This window comes from Draconibacterium sp. IB214405 (genome assembly GCF_033963885.1).
Taxonomy (GTDB): Bacteria; Bacteroidota; Bacteroidia; order Bacteroidales; family Prolixibacteraceae; genus Draconibacterium.
This window is the reverse complement of sequence record NZ_JAXBMA010000001.1, coordinates 1186930-1204611: the sequence shown is the minus strand read 5'-3', so window position 1 is coordinate 1204611 and position 17682 is coordinate 1186930. Positions and strand designations below refer to the sequence as shown.

Annotated in this window: 11 protein-coding genes and 3 tRNA genes; 6 read left to right on the top strand and 8 right to left on the bottom strand. The window is 41.7% G+C overall.

Translation table 11 applies throughout. The features are described 5' to 3' along the window. The 4 genes from SLH46_RS04665 (at nucleotide 1) to SLH46_RS04650 (ending at nucleotide 6940) form a co-directional block, all read left to right on the top strand. Nucleotides 1-2118, top strand: coding sequence for a sensor histidine kinase (locus tag SLH46_RS04665; protein ID WP_320279993.1), 2118 nt, complete (start codon nucleotides 1-3; stop codon nucleotides 2116-2118). Nucleotides 2119-2252: 134 nt separating this feature from the next. Continuing rightward, on the top strand, nucleotides 2253-3635 hold the full coding sequence (locus SLH46_RS04660) for a S8 family peptidase (protein WP_320279992.1): 1383 nt from the start codon (nucleotides 2253-2255) through the stop codon (nucleotides 3633-3635). A 397-nt stretch (nucleotides 3636-4032) separates the two neighbouring features. Beyond that, a complete protein-coding gene (locus tag SLH46_RS04655) occupies nucleotides 4033-5565 on the top strand; it encodes a TldD/PmbA family protein (RefSeq protein WP_320279991.1) in 1533 nt (510 codons plus the stop codon). Nucleotides 5566-5605: 40 nt separating this feature from the next. Next, on the top strand, nucleotides 5606-6940 hold the full coding sequence (locus tag SLH46_RS04650; RefSeq protein WP_320279990.1) for a TldD/PmbA family protein: 1335 nt from the start codon (nucleotides 5606-5608) through the stop codon (nucleotides 6938-6940). A 74-nt stretch (nucleotides 6941-7014) separates the two neighbouring features. Here SLH46_RS04650 and SLH46_RS04645 read toward each other — a convergent pair whose 3' ends face one another. From SLH46_RS04645 to SLH46_RS04635, 3 genes are all read right to left on the bottom strand, one after another. Beyond that, nucleotides 7015-9504, bottom strand: a complete 2490-nt coding sequence (locus SLH46_RS04645) for an FAD-dependent oxidoreductase (RefSeq protein WP_320279989.1) — start codon at nucleotides 9502-9504, stop codon at nucleotides 7015-7017. Between the two features lie 210 nt (nucleotides 9505-9714). Next, nucleotides 9715-11286: a M20/M25/M40 family metallo-hydrolase gene (locus SLH46_RS04640; protein WP_320279988.1), complete on the bottom strand. Its 1572-nt coding sequence runs from the start codon at nucleotides 11284-11286 to the stop codon at nucleotides 9715-9717. A 24-nt stretch (nucleotides 11287-11310) separates the two neighbouring features. Then, a complete protein-coding gene (locus tag SLH46_RS04635) occupies nucleotides 11311-12843 on the bottom strand; it encodes a M20/M25/M40 family metallo-hydrolase (RefSeq protein WP_320279987.1) in 1533 nt (510 codons plus the stop codon). Between the two features lie 140 nt (nucleotides 12844-12983). On the opposite strand from SLH46_RS04635, the gene SLH46_RS04630 reads away from it, so the two are divergent. Together SLH46_RS04630 and SLH46_RS04625 are read left to right on the top strand one after the other, a co-directional pair. Further along, on the top strand, nucleotides 12984-14450 hold the full coding sequence (locus tag SLH46_RS04630; RefSeq protein WP_320279986.1) for a M48 family metalloprotease: 1467 nt from the start codon (nucleotides 12984-12986) through the stop codon (nucleotides 14448-14450). A 28-nt stretch (nucleotides 14451-14478) separates the two neighbouring features. Beyond that, nucleotides 14479-14967 carry a hypothetical protein gene (locus SLH46_RS04625; protein ID WP_320279985.1) on the top strand — a complete coding sequence of 163 codons (489 nt, stop codon included), beginning with the start codon at nucleotides 14479-14481 and terminating at the stop codon, nucleotides 14965-14967. A gap of 70 nt (nucleotides 14968-15037) precedes the next feature. Here the strand turns inward: SLH46_RS04625 and SLH46_RS04620 are convergent, their stop codons facing one another. The 5 genes from SLH46_RS04620 to SLH46_RS04600 all read right to left on the bottom strand — a co-directional run bounded on the left by SLH46_RS04620 (nucleotide 15038) and on the right by SLH46_RS04600 (nucleotide 17574). Next, entirely contained in the window at nucleotides 15038-16303 is a 1266-nt protein-coding gene (locus tag SLH46_RS04620) for a glycoside hydrolase family 5 protein (protein WP_320279984.1), read from the bottom strand. A 139-nt stretch (nucleotides 16304-16442) separates the two neighbouring features. Continuing rightward, entirely contained in the window at nucleotides 16443-17108 is a 666-nt protein-coding gene (locus tag SLH46_RS04615; RefSeq protein ID WP_320279983.1) for a hypothetical protein, read from the bottom strand. 204 nt (nucleotides 17109-17312) lie between these two features. Further along, nucleotides 17313-17385 (bottom strand) — tRNA-Gly (locus tag SLH46_RS04610). 6 nt (nucleotides 17386-17391) lie between these two features. Then, nucleotides 17392-17479 (bottom strand) — tRNA-Leu (locus SLH46_RS04605). A gap of 22 nt (nucleotides 17480-17501) precedes the next feature. Next, a tRNA-Gly gene (locus SLH46_RS04600) sits at nucleotides 17502-17574 on the bottom strand. Nucleotides 17575-17682: the final 108 nt, after the last annotated feature.

Genomic DNA, 17682 nt, shown 5'->3' with positions numbered 1-17682 from the left:
TTGAACAAATTCAGAAAATTCATATCACAATCAGGTATTAATCAATTCAGTTGGCAGAATCCACTTTTTCTGGCTCTTTTTCCGGCCTTAATAATTATTTGGTTGCAGCCCATCAAGTTTACTCCTCTTCTTTTCGAACTTTATCAAGTTAGCCAGGATTTAACTATCTTTTACGAAGACCTTGAAAACGATGGTAAAGCCGAACGTTTTCTTTATGGAAACGATGGAGCGGAAGGACATGCCCACATCCGCTATTATAACGATGAAGAACAATACATCGGGCAATACAATCTTAAATATCCAAAAGATAAAACCAGAGCTTTTTTAGCCCCCTATTCGGCAGACTTTAATAACGATGGGATTAAAGATCTGGTTTTTATGACCATGCATGAAGATTCGTTGTTTATCGATGCCTTTAACTTTAAAACAGAAAAAGGAATTGTAAGAAATCGTTTTATTACCAATATAGGTGGATATAACGGACAACACCTGGACCATAATGTACACTGGCTAGGACATTACGATACGAATAACGACGGTATTCCCGAAATCTATTTTAGTGTCTGTGCCGGATTTGCATGGTATCCCCGAAAAGTATTTCGTTACGACTTTGCAAAGGATGCATTAATCGCATCTGTGAATACAGGAGCTGGAGATTTAACAGGAGAAATTTTTGAACAGAACGACTCAATGTTACTTGTTTGTGGCAGCGCAGCATATGAAAACATCCCGAAAGAATATCCATTTTCCTATCACGACACCACCACCTGGTTTTTTGGATTTGACAAAAACTTAAACCTTGCATTCACTCCAAAACATTATGGGATTAATCCGAGTGGAATTGAAAGCCCGATTTACCTCGATGGATATATTTACTACCTGTTTGCTTCGAATAATGAACAACCCGAGAATAAACTATTTAAAATGAATTGGGAGGGGGAGGTGGTCGACAGTATTGTTTTCGATTTTTATGTGTCAAAAAGTTTTTCAACAATTGAATTCAAGAACAAAACACGGTATTTCTTTACACAATTAGATGAGGACAGGAATATGTTTGAATTTGATATTGACCAGTTCAGAGTGCATAAAAGCAAAATTTTAAAATTAGCCGCCGGAAGTAAGATTTTCAGTCAGGTAGATTTAAATGACGACAACAAGCAGGAATTGCTTGTGACAAAAAACCTGACGAAGCAGGTTGTTGTATACGACAATCGGCTAAAGGAACAAAACAGGCTTGATATTGGTGACTTCATTAGGCTTATAACCTTTAATTTCTCAGATGACCAAAACTATGGCGAACTCATTGTTAATACCGAAAGTAAGGCATTTAACTACCGATACCACGAAAATCCTTATTACTACCTGAAAATTCCGTTATACTTTGCAATTTACTTTGTTTCGATATTGTTTGTGGCACTTATCCAGTTTTTTCAGAATAAACGAACACAACACCGACAAGCCATGGAACAACAACTTGCCGACCTGCAGCTGCAAAACCTTCGCAATCAACTCGATCCACATTTTACGTTTAATGTACTAAATTCGGTTGGAAATGCTATCTACAAACAAGACAAAGAAGGTGCTTACGATTTATTTCAACGTTTTACCCGTATTATCCGCTCATCGCTGATGAGTTCCGACAAAGTGTTTCGCTCGTTAAAAGAAGAACTCCAGTTTACTCAGGACTATCTCGAATTTCAGAAACTCCGTTTTAAAGAACGATTTAGTTACTCCCTCGAAATTGAAAAAGGGCTTGATACATCCAAAATCGAATTCCCTAAAATGCTGATACAGGGTTTTGCCGAAAACGCAGTAAAACATGCCTTTTTTGGAGTTGAATATACCGGGCAAATTACCATCCGTGTTTTTCGTGAAAACAATCTGCTAAAAGTTATAATTGAAGATGACGGCATTGGAATTAATCACTCAAAAGAATTAAAAATTACCTCAGGCACACAAAAGGGTGAGCTTATAATAAAAGAGCAAATAAGACAACTAAATAAACTTTACAATACGAATTATTCCATCCAAATTATCGATAAATCAGATCTTGACAAGGATAAAACCGGTACCGAAATTATCATCTCATCTTCCCTGAGAACACTGGAAATTCAGTAATTCATAAATAAATCAGTGGGCTTACTCAACAATCCCTTGCGTAGATTAAAAATCGCCAACCTTCAAATATGGTGTCTTTTTCATTTATAATTTTAACTGAATCTTTTTCTCAATACTACTTTAAACCTGTTACTATGAAAACTCTAATAAAAACACTCATTCTTCTTTTTGTAGTTTCCGCTTTCAACAGTTGCGACGAATCCTTATCGGTTGGAGATAGTTTTGATGATGTGCAATTAAAAGCTGCAAAACCAAAATTAACAAGTTGGATTATTCAATTTAGCGATAGCCTGCAGAGCAATATCGATCTGTTAAGTGCCCAACTAATATCGGGAGCATACGAAGCTAATAATGCGATAATAGAGCAACTGGCAGTTGATATTTTTGAGAAGTATAATATCACTTACGGTGAAATTGAAAAGGTATATGGCAATTCTATTTGGGGAGTTTGTGTAACAATCAGTACTGATGATGCACTCTTCCTTGAAGAAGAGACTCCAGAAGTGACAAGCGCAGCAAGAAATACAGGTGTAGCTGCCAATGGAAAACCTGTTAAACCTTCAAAAGATGAACCGACTCCTGACCCAGTTCCTGAAAGCCAGGTTATACCATCCGGAGTTAGTATGGTTTTAGGCAACACACAACCGAGTTCTAATAACGAAGGGAAAAGAGTGTGGATAATAGATACCGGTGTAAGTTCACATGATGAGTTGAATGTACTAACAGGTAAAAGTTGTGTTTCGTATACAGGTTCAGCCAACGATGATAACGGACATGGAACTCACCTTGCCGGAATTATCGCAGCAATAAACGACACGATTGGCGTTGTTGGTGTTGCGCCTGGTACAACTATAATTCCCATAAAAGTACTGGATAGCAAAGGTGCCGGTTACGAAGCAGATGCCCTTGAAGGAATTGACTTTGTTGCGGCAAATTGCGAAGCAGGTGACGTCGTTTTGATTGCCTTTAACGGTAACAGCAGGGACTACATGGACTATGCTGTTGAAGCCATTGCTAAAAAAGGTATCAAAGTGGCCATTTCTGCAGGGAACTTGGGTGTAAACGCATCAGCAAATTCTCCGGCCGGAGCATATCACAAGAACATTTATACGGTTTCTGCCTGCGATACCCTTGGCCAGTTTTGGGGTTCTTCAAACTTTGGAAATCCCCCAATAGATATCTGTGCTCCCGGAGTTGACATTTACTCCACATCGCTTAACAACTCCTACTCAACATTGTCTGGAACATCAATGTCTGCTGCTCATGTTGCCGGTCTGTTAGTTCTTGGTTGGGATGGTGAATATGATAATACTGTATCGGGAGATAAAGAAGACCTCTACTACCCCGTTGAGCCAAGGACCTCTCGAGATGATCTTGGGGCCTATGTTGTTTATCGAGACTATGGCAAACCTGATCCTATTGCATTATTAAATGGTACTTACACTATAAATGACTATTGGAAAGTGTTAGATATTATTAGCATTAATCCATTAGAATGGATTCTTTCAGAAAAATAGCGAATAATAATTTTTACATCAACATAAGCTGATGATAAAAAATAATGGTAATGATTTTAAAAGGCCATCTCAAATGCAATTTTGGGATTCCTTTTAAAAGCTCTTATTAATGTATCCCACATTGTTTTAACAAATTAATTCTATTTCTCACCCAAAAAATTGAGGGTTTCACACTTGTGGAGCCCTCAATAATTCTCAGTGTAAATCCGCGTAATCTGCGAGAATTACTTATTTAAGCAATTTCAGAAATCTAGTCAGCTTCTTTAAAACAGGTCTCACTGACATCCAGAAATCACGCATAATTTTGTTAAACAAAATATTCAATTCATGACATCCTCCCCCATTTTTATAAGAATTAAAAGCTACATTTAAGCTTCAAAAAAATCAAATCAACTGCATGATGAAGAATTATTCTGTCAGCGACATACCACGTCGCGATTTTCTGAAGATGAGCATGAAAGGTGGGCTTCTTATTGCCACTACTCCTGCCCTTTTAACCAGCCTTAACGGCTGTAGCCCGGAAGCAGCAATGCAACAAAGCGGCTTTGGCATCGATCCTGTATTACTCAAAAAAGTTATTGCAAAAGCACTGGAGAAAGGTGGCGATTTTGCCGATGTGTACCTGGAGAACAGGGTTTCGCGCCAGATCGTTATGGAAGAATCAAAGTTCAAAAACGGACTTTATGGTATTAGCCAGGGAGCCGGCGTTCGGGTAATTTCAGGGAATAAAACCGGCTATGCTTATACCGATGAAATCACGGAAGAAAAATTATTGAGAGCTGCAGAAGTGGCATCATACGTGGCACGTAACAGTGCTACAACCACTCCGGTTGACATCAATAAAACAGATAGAAAATCATTCATTACCGTTGAACGCCCGCTGGAGGATATAGCCGATTCGCAGCGCATTGAAATGATTCAACGTGCCAATGATGCCGCCATGAGTTACAACCCGGTAATTAAAATGGCATCGGTTGATTATTACGATGAAATCAGGGGCCGGATCATTGCCAATTCAGAAGGCGTTTATCTCCAGGATGAAAATCCGTTGATGTTTTTTATTGTACAAACGATGAGCGATAACGGGAAAGCCCGCCACATGTCGCGCGAAAGATTGAGTAAACATTCAGGTTTTGAGATGTTCGATAAATTCACTCCGGAACAGGTTGCCGAACGTGCTGCCCGCGAAGCTGTTGCCATGCTGGATGCCGAGGCTGCTCCTGCCGGAATGATGGATGTGGTGATGATGAATGGCTGGGGAGGTGTTCTGGTTCACGAAGCTGTGGGACATCCGCTGGAAGCCGACAACATTTCAAAAGGCATTGGTGCATTTACCGGAAAAATGGGACAAAAAGTGGCCAGCGACGTATTTACTATGGTTGACGACGGCTCGATTCCAAATGCCCGTGGAACCATAAACTACGACGACGAAGGAACACAAGCGCAACGGAATGTACTTATTGAAGATGGTATTCTGAAAGGATACATGACCGACGTACTTAGTGCGAAACAATTAGGCATGGAACGCACCGGTAACGGACGAAGAGAATCGTTTAGAAATATTCCAATTCCGCGAATGACCAATACTTTTATCGATTCCGGCGAAAGCGATCCGGCCGATATTCTTTCTTCAACAAAAAAAGGACTGTATGTTCAAAGCCTTAGCGGAGGAAGTGTAAATCCTGTAACCGGAGTTTTCAATTTTACTTGTCGCGAAGCATACCTCATCGAAAACGGCAAAAAGACCAAACCTGTTAAAGGTGCAACTTTGATTGGTTCATGTCTCGACGTTATTTCAAACATCGATGCTGTTGGCAACGATCTTGACTTTGGCCCCGGAATTTGTGGTAAAGGTCAATCGGCTGAAGTTGATGCCGGTCAGCCTACGGTTCGGATCAGAGGAATAAATGTAGGTGGCAGCAGAAGTTAATTGCCTCGATGAATGCATGTTTAACGTAAAAAAAGTAAAAATGAACTATACAGAATTAACAAATAAACTGGTTTCGAAAGCGCTCGACCTGGGAGCAGATGCGGCAGAAGTGTTCCTGGAAACAGGACGAAACCTCAGCATCCAGGTTCTGAACGGAGAGATTGACACCATTGAGGAAGCAGCTTCAGCCGGTGTTGGCTTCCGTGTAATTGTCGACGGCAAAAGTGGCTTTAGTCATTGCAACGACTTTAGCGAGAAATCGATGGAAGAAACGCTGAAAATGGCCATTGAGTTTGCCAAACTCACCACTCCCGACGAGAACAATGTGCTTACTGATAATGAGGGGATAACTGAAGTTGAAGGATTATTTGATCCCGAAATAAGCAGCATTCCCATGGAACAAAAAATCGACATGGCCCTGAAACTTGAGAAAATGACATTGGAAGATCCTAGAATTTCAAAAAGTTCGGGAGCGTCATTTGGCGAGGCTGAAGGCGAGGTTTTCATTGCAAATTCCAATGGGATCTCGAAGAGTTATAAAACCAACGGATGCAGTGTTGGCGTTAGCGTGGTGGCAGAAAAAGGAGAACAAAAAAATACAGGTGGCGAATACTGTTCCCGCCGGTTTTTTAAGGACCTTACAGCGTTGGATGAAATTGCAAAAAAAGCAGCCGATGATGCCGCTGCTTTGATCGATCCGCAAATGATACCCACACAAAAAGCACCAGTAATCGTTCATCCTGATGCAGCCGGCTCGCTGATACGTGGAATTATCAGTGCCCTGAACGGAGAACGTGTTTTGCAAGGTGCCAGTTTCTTAAAAGATTCAATGGACAAGTCATTTGCCAGTCCTTTGCTGACGATCGTTGACGATGGCACCCGCGCAAAAGGTATGGGCAGCGCTCCTTTTGATGGAGAAGGTGTTCCTACCCAAAAACGTGTTTTGGTAGAAAAGGGAGTTGTTAAAGGATTTATTTACAATACGAAAGTTGCAAAACGGGCAGGCGTAAGCAGCACCGGAAATGCTTCGAGAAGAGGATTTGACGGACTTCCGGGAATTGGAACGCACAACATCTATGTGGAACCCGGTGATAAAACTCCTGAAGAAATTATCGCATCCACTAAAAATGGATTGATGGTAACACAAATTACCGGTTACGGAATAAATGCTGTAAACGGAAATTTCAGTGGTGGTGCCAGCGGTTTCTGGATCGAGAACGGTAAAATTAAGCATCCGGTAAAAGGGGTAACCATCGCCGGAACTGCCGACGAAATATTAAATGCCATCGACATGATGGGCAACGATTTAGATCTGAATAAATCATTTTCTGTCCCTACGTTCAGGGTGAAGGAAATGATGATCGGAGGTGCATAAAAAAATAAAGGGTTTCACATTCGTGAAACCCTTTATTTTTATCAGCGTAAATCCGCGTAATCTGCGAGAAATACTTATATAAACAAATTCAGATTCGACTGGTCAGCCTCTTCCAAATAAGTAGCAACGCCACCAATCTCAACACCTTCCATCAGCTCCTCTTTGTCAACACCCATAACATCCATCGACATTTGGCAGGCGATCATCTGCACACCATTTTCCATGGCAGTCTGAAGCATATCTTCCAGCGAATCTACCTTTTTAGCCAGCATGCGCTTTTTCATCATTTTGGCTCCAACTCCCATCATATTCATTTTCGAGAGTTTCAGATCTCCGGCATTCTTTGCCATCATCGATCCAAACATTTTTCCCATAATATCCTTGTCAACATGTGGCTTATCTGATTTTTTAATCACGTTCAATCCCCAGAATGTGAAGAACAAAGTTACCTTGCTTCCCATGGCTGCCGCTCCGTTGGCAATAACCAGCGATGCCAGTGCACGATCCATATCGTCGCTAAAAACCACCATGGTTTTATTTTTTGCCGGTGCCACACTCGTCTTTGCGCTACTTTCCTCTTGCTTTTTGCCTTTTTCAATCAGGGCTTTTACTTTGCCCTTATCAGCAGAAACAGAAACAAGCTTATTGCCCGTCATGTTACACCATGCTTTCACATCTTTCATAAAACCCATGTCGGTGGCAATTTGCTCCAAACGCTCGCCGGGTTCAATGTTTTCAATCTCCTTTTTCAGCTTCAAAATTGGTCCGGGGCATTGCAAACCGCATGCATCAACCTGGATGGTTTTTACCGGGGCTCCTTCAACTACAGCCTGCCCGTTAGTCTCTTTTCCTCGATAAATGTGGTCGTTTTTGGTAATATAGTTGGCCTCGAAAATATCTTCGTTACTTTGTTTGCAAATTGAGTGCTCGTAAGTTTTATACCCTCCGCTGAGGTTGTATACTTCGCTAAAACCCGACTGCGTAAGAACCCGGCAGGCAATGTATCCGCGCAATCCAACACCACAATAAACGATTATCTTTTTGTCTTTTGGAAGTTCATGTAAACGCTCGCGTATATCGTCAACCGGAATATTTACTGAACCTTCAATGTGTCCCAGTTCATTTTCTGCGGCTGTACGAACATCGAGCAACACAATATTATCCGAATGAAAGTTGTGAATCTCGTCCCAGCTTACAATTTTAAGTTTGCCACTTAAAATGTTCTCTGCTGCAAAACCTGCCTGGTTCACCGGATCTTTAGCCGATGAAAACGGAGGTGCATAAGCGTGCTCAATGTCCTGCAAATCGTAAATGCTCCCGCCTTGTTTCAACACTGTTGCGATCAGGTCGATACGTTTGTCAACTCCTTCGTAACCGATCATTTGCGCACCATACAATTTCCCGTTTTCAGGGTGGAAAAGAATTTTCAAAGTGTACGGAAGTGCATCAGGATAATAACCGGCATGTGATGCACCATGAATTATATTTGCCGTGTAAGGCATCATTTCATTCTTCAGCGTCTTTTCAGGAATACCGGTTGATGCCACAGTGATGTCAAACACTTTAGCAATCGCCGTAGCAATGGCACCTTTGTATTTTCGTGTATTTCCACTAACGATGTTATCGGCTACAATCCGGCCTTGTTTGTTGGCCGGACCTGCCAGGTATATATTGCTCAGTTTTCCGGTGATCGGGTGCGGGAAAGCCATCGCATCACCCAACACATAAATATTCTCGTCGTTACTTAGCAAATATTCGTTGGCAATAATTCCGCCATTTGGTGCCAGATCCAGTCCAGCTTCGCGCGCCAGTTTGTTCTCTGGCTTTACACCGATCGACAAAATTACCAAGTCAGTCTCTATTTGACGTCCCGATTGTAAGGTAACATTCAATACACCGTTTTCACGTTTAAACGAGTTAACACCATCTTTCAAAAAGAACTCAACCTGTTTGGTTTTCAGGTGCTGGTGCACTTCTGCCGCCATTTCGTAATCAAGCGGTGCCATCACCTGTTTGGCCATTTCCACAATCGAAACTTTCATTCCTAAGTGGTGCAGGTTTTCCGCCATTTCGAGCCCGATAAAACCGGCTCCAACAACCACAGCTCTTTTGGGCTGTTGCTCGTTGCAGTACGCCTTAACTTTATCGGTATCGGCAACATTTCGTAGTGTAAAAATGGATGGATCTTTAATTCCCGAAATCGGTGGTTTAATAGGCTCCGCTCCCGGCGACAATACCAGTTTATCGTACGATTCGGTGTACTCTTCTCCGGTTTGAACATTACGAACAACAACCGCCTGCTTTTCGCGATCAATTTTTACCACTTCGTTAAAAACACGAACCTCAACGTTCAAGCGTGCTTTAAAACTTTCGGGCGTTTGCAAAAGCAATTTCTCCCGTTCTTTAATTACATCTCCAATATAATAGGGTAATCCGCAGTTTGCATAAGAAATATGCGCTCCGCGTTCGAACATTATTATCTCCGCCTGCTCGTCTAAACGACGTAGCCTGGCCGCCACTGTTGCCCCTCCGGCAACTCCTCCAATGATTAAATATTTAGACATTTCGTATTGTTATATATAGATATCTAGATTTCTAGAGCACAAAAGTATTTATTTAACTTTTGCTCAATTCAGCCACGATGTTGAGCTTGATATAATTAACACAAATTTATCAGTGAAAAATCATGAAATTGGAGGATCGAAGCGCATAAAAACAAAACAGCTCCTTCAGTAAAAACTGAAAGAGCTGTTTCTCTTACACGGATAATAAACCTATTGAACCGGCTTATCAACAACCAAACGTTTGTTTTGATTGGCCACTTTATAAGCAACCGAAAACGCATATTGCGTAACCCGTTTCATTTTATGGAAATCGATCTTCTCTATCTCATCGGTTATTTTGTGGTAATCTTCGTGTAAACCTGTTGACAATCCGAGAATTGGCACGCCGTTTTTATAAAAATGGTAATAATCGCTTCTGGTCAAAAAAGCTTTTGTCAATTCATCGCTCGGAACCAGTCCCAAGTCTTCACAAACCTCATCACTAATTTTCATTAACTCGGTACTTTGCTTTCCGGAAACGATGTACATCCCATTTGGACCAGCCAGACTTTTCGATTCTGAGTCAATAACTTCCAACTCTTTTTCTGCCGATCGTCCAACCATATCAAGGTTGATATCAGCCAAGGTATTTTCCATCGGAAAGATCGGATTTTGCGAGTAATAATCAGAGCCGAGCAGTCCTTTTTCTTCGCCGGTTACCCAGGCAAAAACAATACTTCGTTTTGGTTTCCTTTTCATACTTTGGAAAGCTTCTGCAATCTCGAGCATCGCCACTGTTCCGGTTCCGTTATCGTCGGCACCGTTGTATATTCCACCTTCACCATCGATTCCCAAATGGTCGTAATGCGATGTAAAAACAATACACTCATTTTTTAATACCGGGTCGCTGCCTTCAATTACCGCAACAACGTTTTTACCTTCAACCGTTTCGTTCGATTTTATCAGTTTTACCTCAGCTGTAAGATCGTTTACCGAAAACGATTTTGGACTTTCGCTTTCAAGGATCTCTTTTTGAAGACCGGCCAACGTTTTGCCCGATGCTTCCAACATTTTGTCTGCAAGTTCTTCGGTTCCAAAAATTAATCTTATCGGAATGATCAACGAGCTTTTAGCTCCTTTTAAAGTCAAACTTCCGCCGGTGGCATATTTTCTGATACTTTCAATGTACTCGGGATTCGGATTCATCGGGTCGCTCACCAAAACTATAGCTTTGGCACCTCCCATCATCGCCCGGGACATTTTTTTCATTTCGGTTTCCATCTCCGGTTCAGCGCCTTCTTTCGACTGCTCGAGGGTACGAGTCATCACCAACACAATTTTGTCCTTTAAATCCAGGTCTTTTGTATCATTGTATTTCGTGTCCTCGTTGTACCAGCCAAAACCGGCAAACACAACATCTCCGATAACAGTGTCGTTTTTAGCAGGTCCTCCCAACGAAAAAATATTCTTTGTTTCGTAGCTGACATTCCCGCTGCCGTCTTTTAAACGCATTACCGTTTGATCGGGGTCAGGAGTTACCGCTTCCAATTCAAATTTCTGGAAATAACCTTCAACTCCAGGTTTTAGCCCCATTTTGGCACATTGCGCTTTCAGGTAGTCGGCCGTTATATTTAATCCGGGCGCTTCGGTAAAAAAGTCGCGGCCCTGCAAATTATCACTGGCAATAAATTCAAGGTGAGCTTTCAGATCACTCTCGGTGATGGTTTGCATTTCCTTTTTTTGTGCAAGCGACAAAAAAGATATCGCTACACAAATCAGTGTAAAAAGTAGTTTGGTGTTCATCGTTTCAGGTTTGATGTTTATTGATTAAAATTCAACGTCTTCCAAATTCGCCAAATCAAAACCCACTAAAAAGCAGAGATCGGCAACACGTTTTATTTTCTCAAAGTTAATCTTTTCCACCTCATCGCCGACCTTATGATAATCGGCATGGTAACCGGTGGCATAGTTTAAAATAGGCACACCGTATTTGTGGAAATGGTAATGATCGCTGGCACGCAAAAAACGTTCTTTTGGCAAACTGGTATCCGGAATTAAGCCCAACTCAGCACAGTGCGCTGCATTTAATTTAGCCAACTCGGGCCACACATCGTTTGAAAGCGTGTACAAGCCATCGAAATCTTTTACTTTTTTGGGCGAGTCTTTCCAAACATCGTCGCGCGGACCGTCGTAAACACGGCCTACCATATCGAGGTTAATCGAAGCAATGGTTTTATCCAACGGAAAAACAGGATGATCGCAATAATAACTCGATCCGAAATGCCCTTTTTCTTCGCAGGTCACCCACAGAAAAACGATACTGCGTTTCGGTTTTTCCTTTAAGGAAGCAAAAGCTTCAGCCACTTCCATTATTGCCACTGTTCCCGAACCGTTATCGTCGGCACCGTTGTACACATCACCGTCTTTTCCAATTCCAAGATGATCGTAATGCGCCATAAAAACGATGTACTCGTTCTTCAACACAGGATCAGATCCTTCGATGTAAGCAACAATATTTTTCCCCTCCAATTCTTCAGGTTCAGATCCAATTTTCAAACTAACCGTTTCCGAAACTTCGGTTACAGTTTTCGAACCCGATGCGCTTGCTTGTAAGTATTTTTCATATTGTCCTTTTTTTCCAAGCAAAGCGTCGGCAAGTTCCGGCTTAGCAACTACTACGGCTGGCTGCACAGTAATTTTATCACTTTTCACGCTATATCCCGGACGATTCATCCAGGCCTGTAATTGTTTAAATGCTTTATTCTCCTTGTCTTTTGGCGAAGTGATCATTAACAACGCTTTTGGATTCTTTGCTGTTATCGCATTCATTTTATCACGTTCAGTGCGGTTTTGCCATTCGGTTGACACTTCATCCGAAAACGTTTTGGCACTTCCCTGCGCAGCTACAACAATCTTTCCTTCAAGGTTAAGCGACTCAATGTTATCGCCAAAACCAATAAACACAACCGCTTCGTTTTCCAGACTGAACACTCCGGCATTTCTATCCAACTTTACCAAGTCTTCTGATTTATAAACCGACTTGCCTTTTTTATTTTTCACTTCAATAAAAGCATCTGTACTTTGGGCTGTATGTAGAATCGGCACCGGCTGAAAATAGTTTTCCACTGCAGGTTTTAGCCCAATCTTTTTTGCATAATCTGCCAGGTAATTCGCCGTTATTTCAAGACCATCAACTTCGGTACCAAGGCTTCTTCCCTGCAATTCGTCGGAAGCAATAAAAGTGAGGTACTCTTTCAAATCAGGAATATCGATTTTTGACAGTGCTTCGGACTGTGCATGTGCCGAATACAGGAAGGCCAACAGGCTAAAATAAACAAGTACAGTTTTACGTATTAACATACGGGTAATTTTAAAATGAAGTAAATATTATCTTTGTATAAGAGCGAATTTAATAATTAAGCTTACACACACAAGCTATCGATTACAATTTGACACAAATGAATAAAAATTCTTAACCATACTTCAATATTTTGAGAAAAATGAAAACAATCAAAACACTTTCCATACTTCTTTTAACCGTTTCGTTAGTCCTACTGATTCCGTCGTGTGCCGTTAACCCGGTTACCGGACAGCGTCAGTTAATGCTAATGTCGGAAGAACAGGAAGTTGCACTGGGTACACAGTACGACCCAACGGTTATTTCGACATTTGGTTTGTACGAAGATGAAGCATTGCTGAATTTTATTTCAGAAAAGGGAACCGAAATGGGCAAGATTTCGCATCGCCCCAATCTGCAATACCACTTCAGGGTGTTGGATTCGCCTGTTGTAAACGCTTTTGCAGTGCCCGGCGGATACATTTATTTTACCCGTGGTATTTTGGCGCAGTTTAATAACGAGGCGGAATTAATGGGCGTTTTGGGCCACGAAATGGGGCATGTTACGGCACGTCACACGGCGCAGCAACAAACACGCCAGCAAATCAGTCAGCTTGCACTGGCCGCCGGAATGATAGCAGTTCCGGAAGTGGCGCAGTTTGCCAACGAAGCTGTGGCAGCCATGGAATTATTGTTTCTGAGTTTTAGTCGTGCAAACGAACGCGAAGCCGACCGTCTGGGTGTTGAATATTCGTCGAAGATTGGTTACGACGCGCATAAAATGGCCGACTTTTTTGATGTGCTGAATAAAATGCAAATGGACAGTAGCCACGAAGGTGTTCCTACCTGGATGTCGACACACCCCGATCCGGGCGAACGTAATATTACGGTAAATCAGGTTACAGAAGAGTGGCAGGCAAAACTACCGGCTCAATCATACCAGATTAACACCAACGAATACCTCAAATTAATTGATGGGATTGTTTATGGCGAAAATCCGCGTCAGGGATTTGTAGAAAACAACATGTTCTATCACCCCGATCTGGCATTTCAGTTCCCGATTCCAAAAGGCTGGACACTAATTAATTCACCACTTCAGGTGCAAATCGTTCCTGAAAGCCAGGATGCCGCTATGATTTTTGAGTTATCGCAGGATAAAGGTGCCGATGCAGTTGCGCAAAAAACGATTACCGATTTACAACTTACGCTGCTTGATAAAAGTAATGTTACACTGAATGGGTTAAACGCTGTGGCTACCGTTTCAAAACAGGTTTCGCAAACCGATGCCGGACAAGAGCAGGTGGTTAAGATCCTGTCGTATTTTATCGAAAAGGATGCGATGGTTTATACTTTTCACGGGCTTTGTTTGGATGATAAGTTTAACGGGTATCAAGCGGCGTTTGAAACAACCATGAAACACTTTGCCCGACTTACCGATTCGTCAAAACTTTCGATTCAACCCGACCGGATAAAAGTGATTTCAATCAGAAGTGCGTCGGTTTCGTTAAAAGATGCGTTTGATTATTACAAAGTGCCGCAAGACAAGTTTGCGGAAATGGCACTTCTTAATAACCGGGAACTCACTGACGAACTGAAAAAAGGAGATATGATTAAGATTTTAAGCAAATAACTATTAATACAGAAAACAATTTTTTAAAATGAAAAAGACACTACAAAGAATTGCACTGACAGCGATATTGGCTGTTGCAGGTATTTTTATTGGAAACGCCCAGGAGATTGGGGTACGTTTTGGCGATGTTTCTGCCGGAAGTGTTGCTATCGATGGTATTTTTTCGACAGGAGAATTTAACCGCCTGCACGCCGACCTCTCATTTGGCGACGGTGTGGCAGCCGATCTGTTATGGGATTTCTTTTACCGTCCGCTGGCCGACGAAGCATTTAACTGGTATATGGGAGTTGGTCCGTATCTGGCCATTTTAGATGAGAAAAAGTATTATGAAGATGGCAGTAAAGACAGCGAAACCAACTTTAACCTGGGGGCTGCTTTTGAAATCGGACTAGAATACCGATTTGTGGATATCCCCCTGGCTTTGGGAATTGATTACCGCCCATCGCTTGAGGTTATCGATGAAACCAACTTCCACTGGGGAGGTTTTGGATTAAATGTCCGTTACGTGTTTCAATAATCACTTTAATATCATATAAAAGAAAAGCGTGCCAATGGCACGCTTTTTTAGTATGTATTCCATTTTTTGATTAAGGCTCCATTGCCATCGCACGAATATACCCCTCATTTATTTCACATTTCGCCAGTTTCAGGTTAGCAATGTACTCCATCATCACTTGCTTCACCAACTCCTGATCGGGACGATTGGCCTGCACTGCCTCATACGTGTCGCGTGGTCCTTCTGCAAACTCTACAATCACATCCCAGTTTTCGGGAGTTGGAATGGTAACCATACAACGCGGGCTTCCCATTTTTTTATAGGGCCAGTAGTGGTAGCCGATATTGTTTCTGCTCATCAGACGGGTCCAGGCAGCTATCCACTCATCGGTATTCTCCCCGGTTTCGCCCATGTAAATTGGCAGATTTACGGAGTCGCGGAAATCAACAAAATCCTGAATATTTGCCTGCATGGTATCGCACCAGTAGCGGTGACAGGTATACATCATTTTATCATCGAATTTCGAGTCGGTGAATACTTTAAAATTACCGTTCCACTGTGCACCTCCCAGCAAAACTATGTGGTTGTTATCTACTTCGCGAATAGCTTTAACTGCTTTCATGTACACCGGCTCCAGCTGTTTGTTCAACATGGCCTCATCTTCCGGGAAATGTGTGGCAATGGGTTCATTCAGCAAGTCGTAGCCCAAAATCATTGGCTCATTTTTATAACGGTCGGCAATGTTTCTCCAGATCTCCACAAACAAGTCCTGACTTTCTTCGCTTACCATTAACCACGGATAACCATAACTATCGTCGATATTTGCACCGGTTTGTCCGCCGGGTGCATCGTGCATATCCAGAATAATGTACAAATCAGATTCGCGGCACCACTCTACCAAACTGTCGATGCGTGCAAAACCGTCCTGGTTGGAATAAAGCCCCATGTAATCTTCATCAGTAAACAGTTTGTAATGAAACGGCAGGCGAATAGAATTTACGCCCGTGCTTTTTATATAGCGAATATCCTCGCGAGTGATGTAGTTGTCTTTGAATTCTTTCCAGAATTCGTTGGTAAAATCGGGTCCCACCATTTCGCGAAACATATTGTCGATAAGCCGTGCCGAACTTGTTTTTTGAAACTTGAACATGTAACCTTCCGGATTCAGCCAGTTACCAAGATTGATTCCCTGGATAAAGAATTTTTCGCCGTTTGGTGCGATCAGGTCCGGTCCGTCGATGGTTATGAATTGAGTTGCGTCAGCCTGCGGTTCTGCTTTTTGCGGCGAAGGTTGACATGAAAATAATACGGTACTTAAAAACAGTACCCAGATTGATAGATGAATTTGTTTTTGCATGATTTAGTTTAATTGGTTGGATGTGAAAATAGCAATAATGTTGGGAAAGAAAAAAGGCATCGTACTCTGAGTAGTTCGATAGACAAATAAATACCTTAACGGAGAACTTTTTAATATCCTATATCGGTGGCTAATTGGATTACGGACAATAACATTCTCCACCAATATCAATAAAATCGTCAAGTTCGAACAAACCAATATTGGAAATATAATATCTGAATGTAGTTGTTACAAAATTTGTATCAGGCACTGGTTCCCACAAACCAGTCCGCCAATTTTCATACAACCAATATTCCTGAGCTTCATCAAACATCAAATAAAATCCGAGCATGTTCATTGAATCAGGCCCCCATGGAATCGTATCTATCTCTATTATTTCAAAACTGGTATCATCGCCGATAGGAAGCCGTCCATATTCAAATCCTGCTTGGTAGTACACAACTCCGTCTCCACTTATCCCATTAATACTTAGAACAGGATAACCTTCCCATGGTTTCTTCGTGTAAGGCAGATGGTTTACTGCTGTCAGATCTGAAGTACCAACAACCAGCTGCATCGAATCTGTTGGTATAAAATTGCTATTGCTACAGTATTCTATCGTGTGTGGATTAATATTGTGCCAATACAAATCACATGACCCACAACAAATATCATATTCAATAAAATAGTCCAGCACATTGGATTCCTGATGTTTATATGTACTAGTTACTACAAATGATATTAGTTCCGGTTCTGTGCATTCACAATCGTTATTACAACTTGAGAAAATAGCAAGACACACTAGTGAGGTTAAAATAGTTTTCATGATATAGGAAAGTTAATTTAAAAAGTTGTGGTTTTTCTTTCCCTTAAAGTTATAAATCTTTTGTTAAACAATAATGATTTTTACACATCGGTTATAAGTCATTCAAATTATCAATACGAAGTGTTTGTACAGAAGAGAACCTGAAGCAACAGTGTAAATTTTAGGCATAAAAAAAGGCCTCACAAAAATGTGAAGCCTTTGAAGAGCGAGAAACGAGACTCGAACTCGCGACCCCGACCTTGGCAAGGTCGTGCTCTACCAACTGAGCTATTCTCGCAAAAAATGGTACCCGAGGCGGGACTTGAACCCGCACGATCATAATGATCATTGGATTTTAAGTCCAACGTGTCTACCAATTCCACCACCCGGGCATCCTTTGGATTATCGTGAATGAGCGAGAAACGGGACTCGAACCCGCGACCCCGACCTTGGCAAGGTCGTGCTCTACCAACTGAGCTATTCTCGCAAAATATTTTTCAAATACCGATTTCAACTTTTGCCAAAAAGTTGTGCTCTACCAATGCCGAAAAACTCAAATTTATAATTTGTTAGTTTTTCGAGCATCCTCGGCAAA

Bases quoted from the DNA above. Each gene is read 5' to 3' on its own strand.
- SLH46_RS04660 (WP_320279992.1), top strand. From the start codon at position 2,253: ATGAAAACTCTAATAAAAACACTCATTCTTCTTTTTGTAGTTTCCGCT.
- SLH46_RS04655 (WP_320279991.1), top strand. From the start codon at position 4,033: ATGATGAAGAATTATTCTGTCAGCGACATACCACGTCGCGATTTTCTG.
- SLH46_RS04650 (WP_320279990.1), top strand. From the start codon at position 5,606: ATGAACTATACAGAATTAACAAATAAACTGGTTTCGAAAGCGCTCGAC.
- SLH46_RS04645 (WP_320279989.1), bottom strand. From the start codon at position 9,504: ATGTCTAAATATTTAATCATTGGAGGAGTTGCCGGAGGGGCAACAGTG.
- SLH46_RS04640 (WP_320279988.1), bottom strand. From the start codon at position 11,286: ATGAACACCAAACTACTTTTTACACTGATTTGTGTAGCGATATCTTTT.
- SLH46_RS04635 (WP_320279987.1), bottom strand. From the start codon at position 12,843: ATGTTAATACGTAAAACTGTACTTGTTTATTTTAGCCTGTTGGCCTTC.
- SLH46_RS04630 (WP_320279986.1), top strand. From the start codon at position 12,984: ATGAAAACAATCAAAACACTTTCCATACTTCTTTTAACCGTTTCGTTA.
- SLH46_RS04625 (WP_320279985.1), top strand. From the start codon at position 14,479: ATGAAAAAGACACTACAAAGAATTGCACTGACAGCGATATTGGCTGTT.
- SLH46_RS04620 (WP_320279984.1), bottom strand. From the start codon at position 16,303: ATGCAAAAACAAATTCATCTATCAATCTGGGTACTGTTTTTAAGTACC.
- SLH46_RS04615 (WP_320279983.1), bottom strand. From the start codon at position 17,108: ATGAAAACTATTTTAACCTCACTAGTGTGTCTTGCTATTTTCTCAAGT.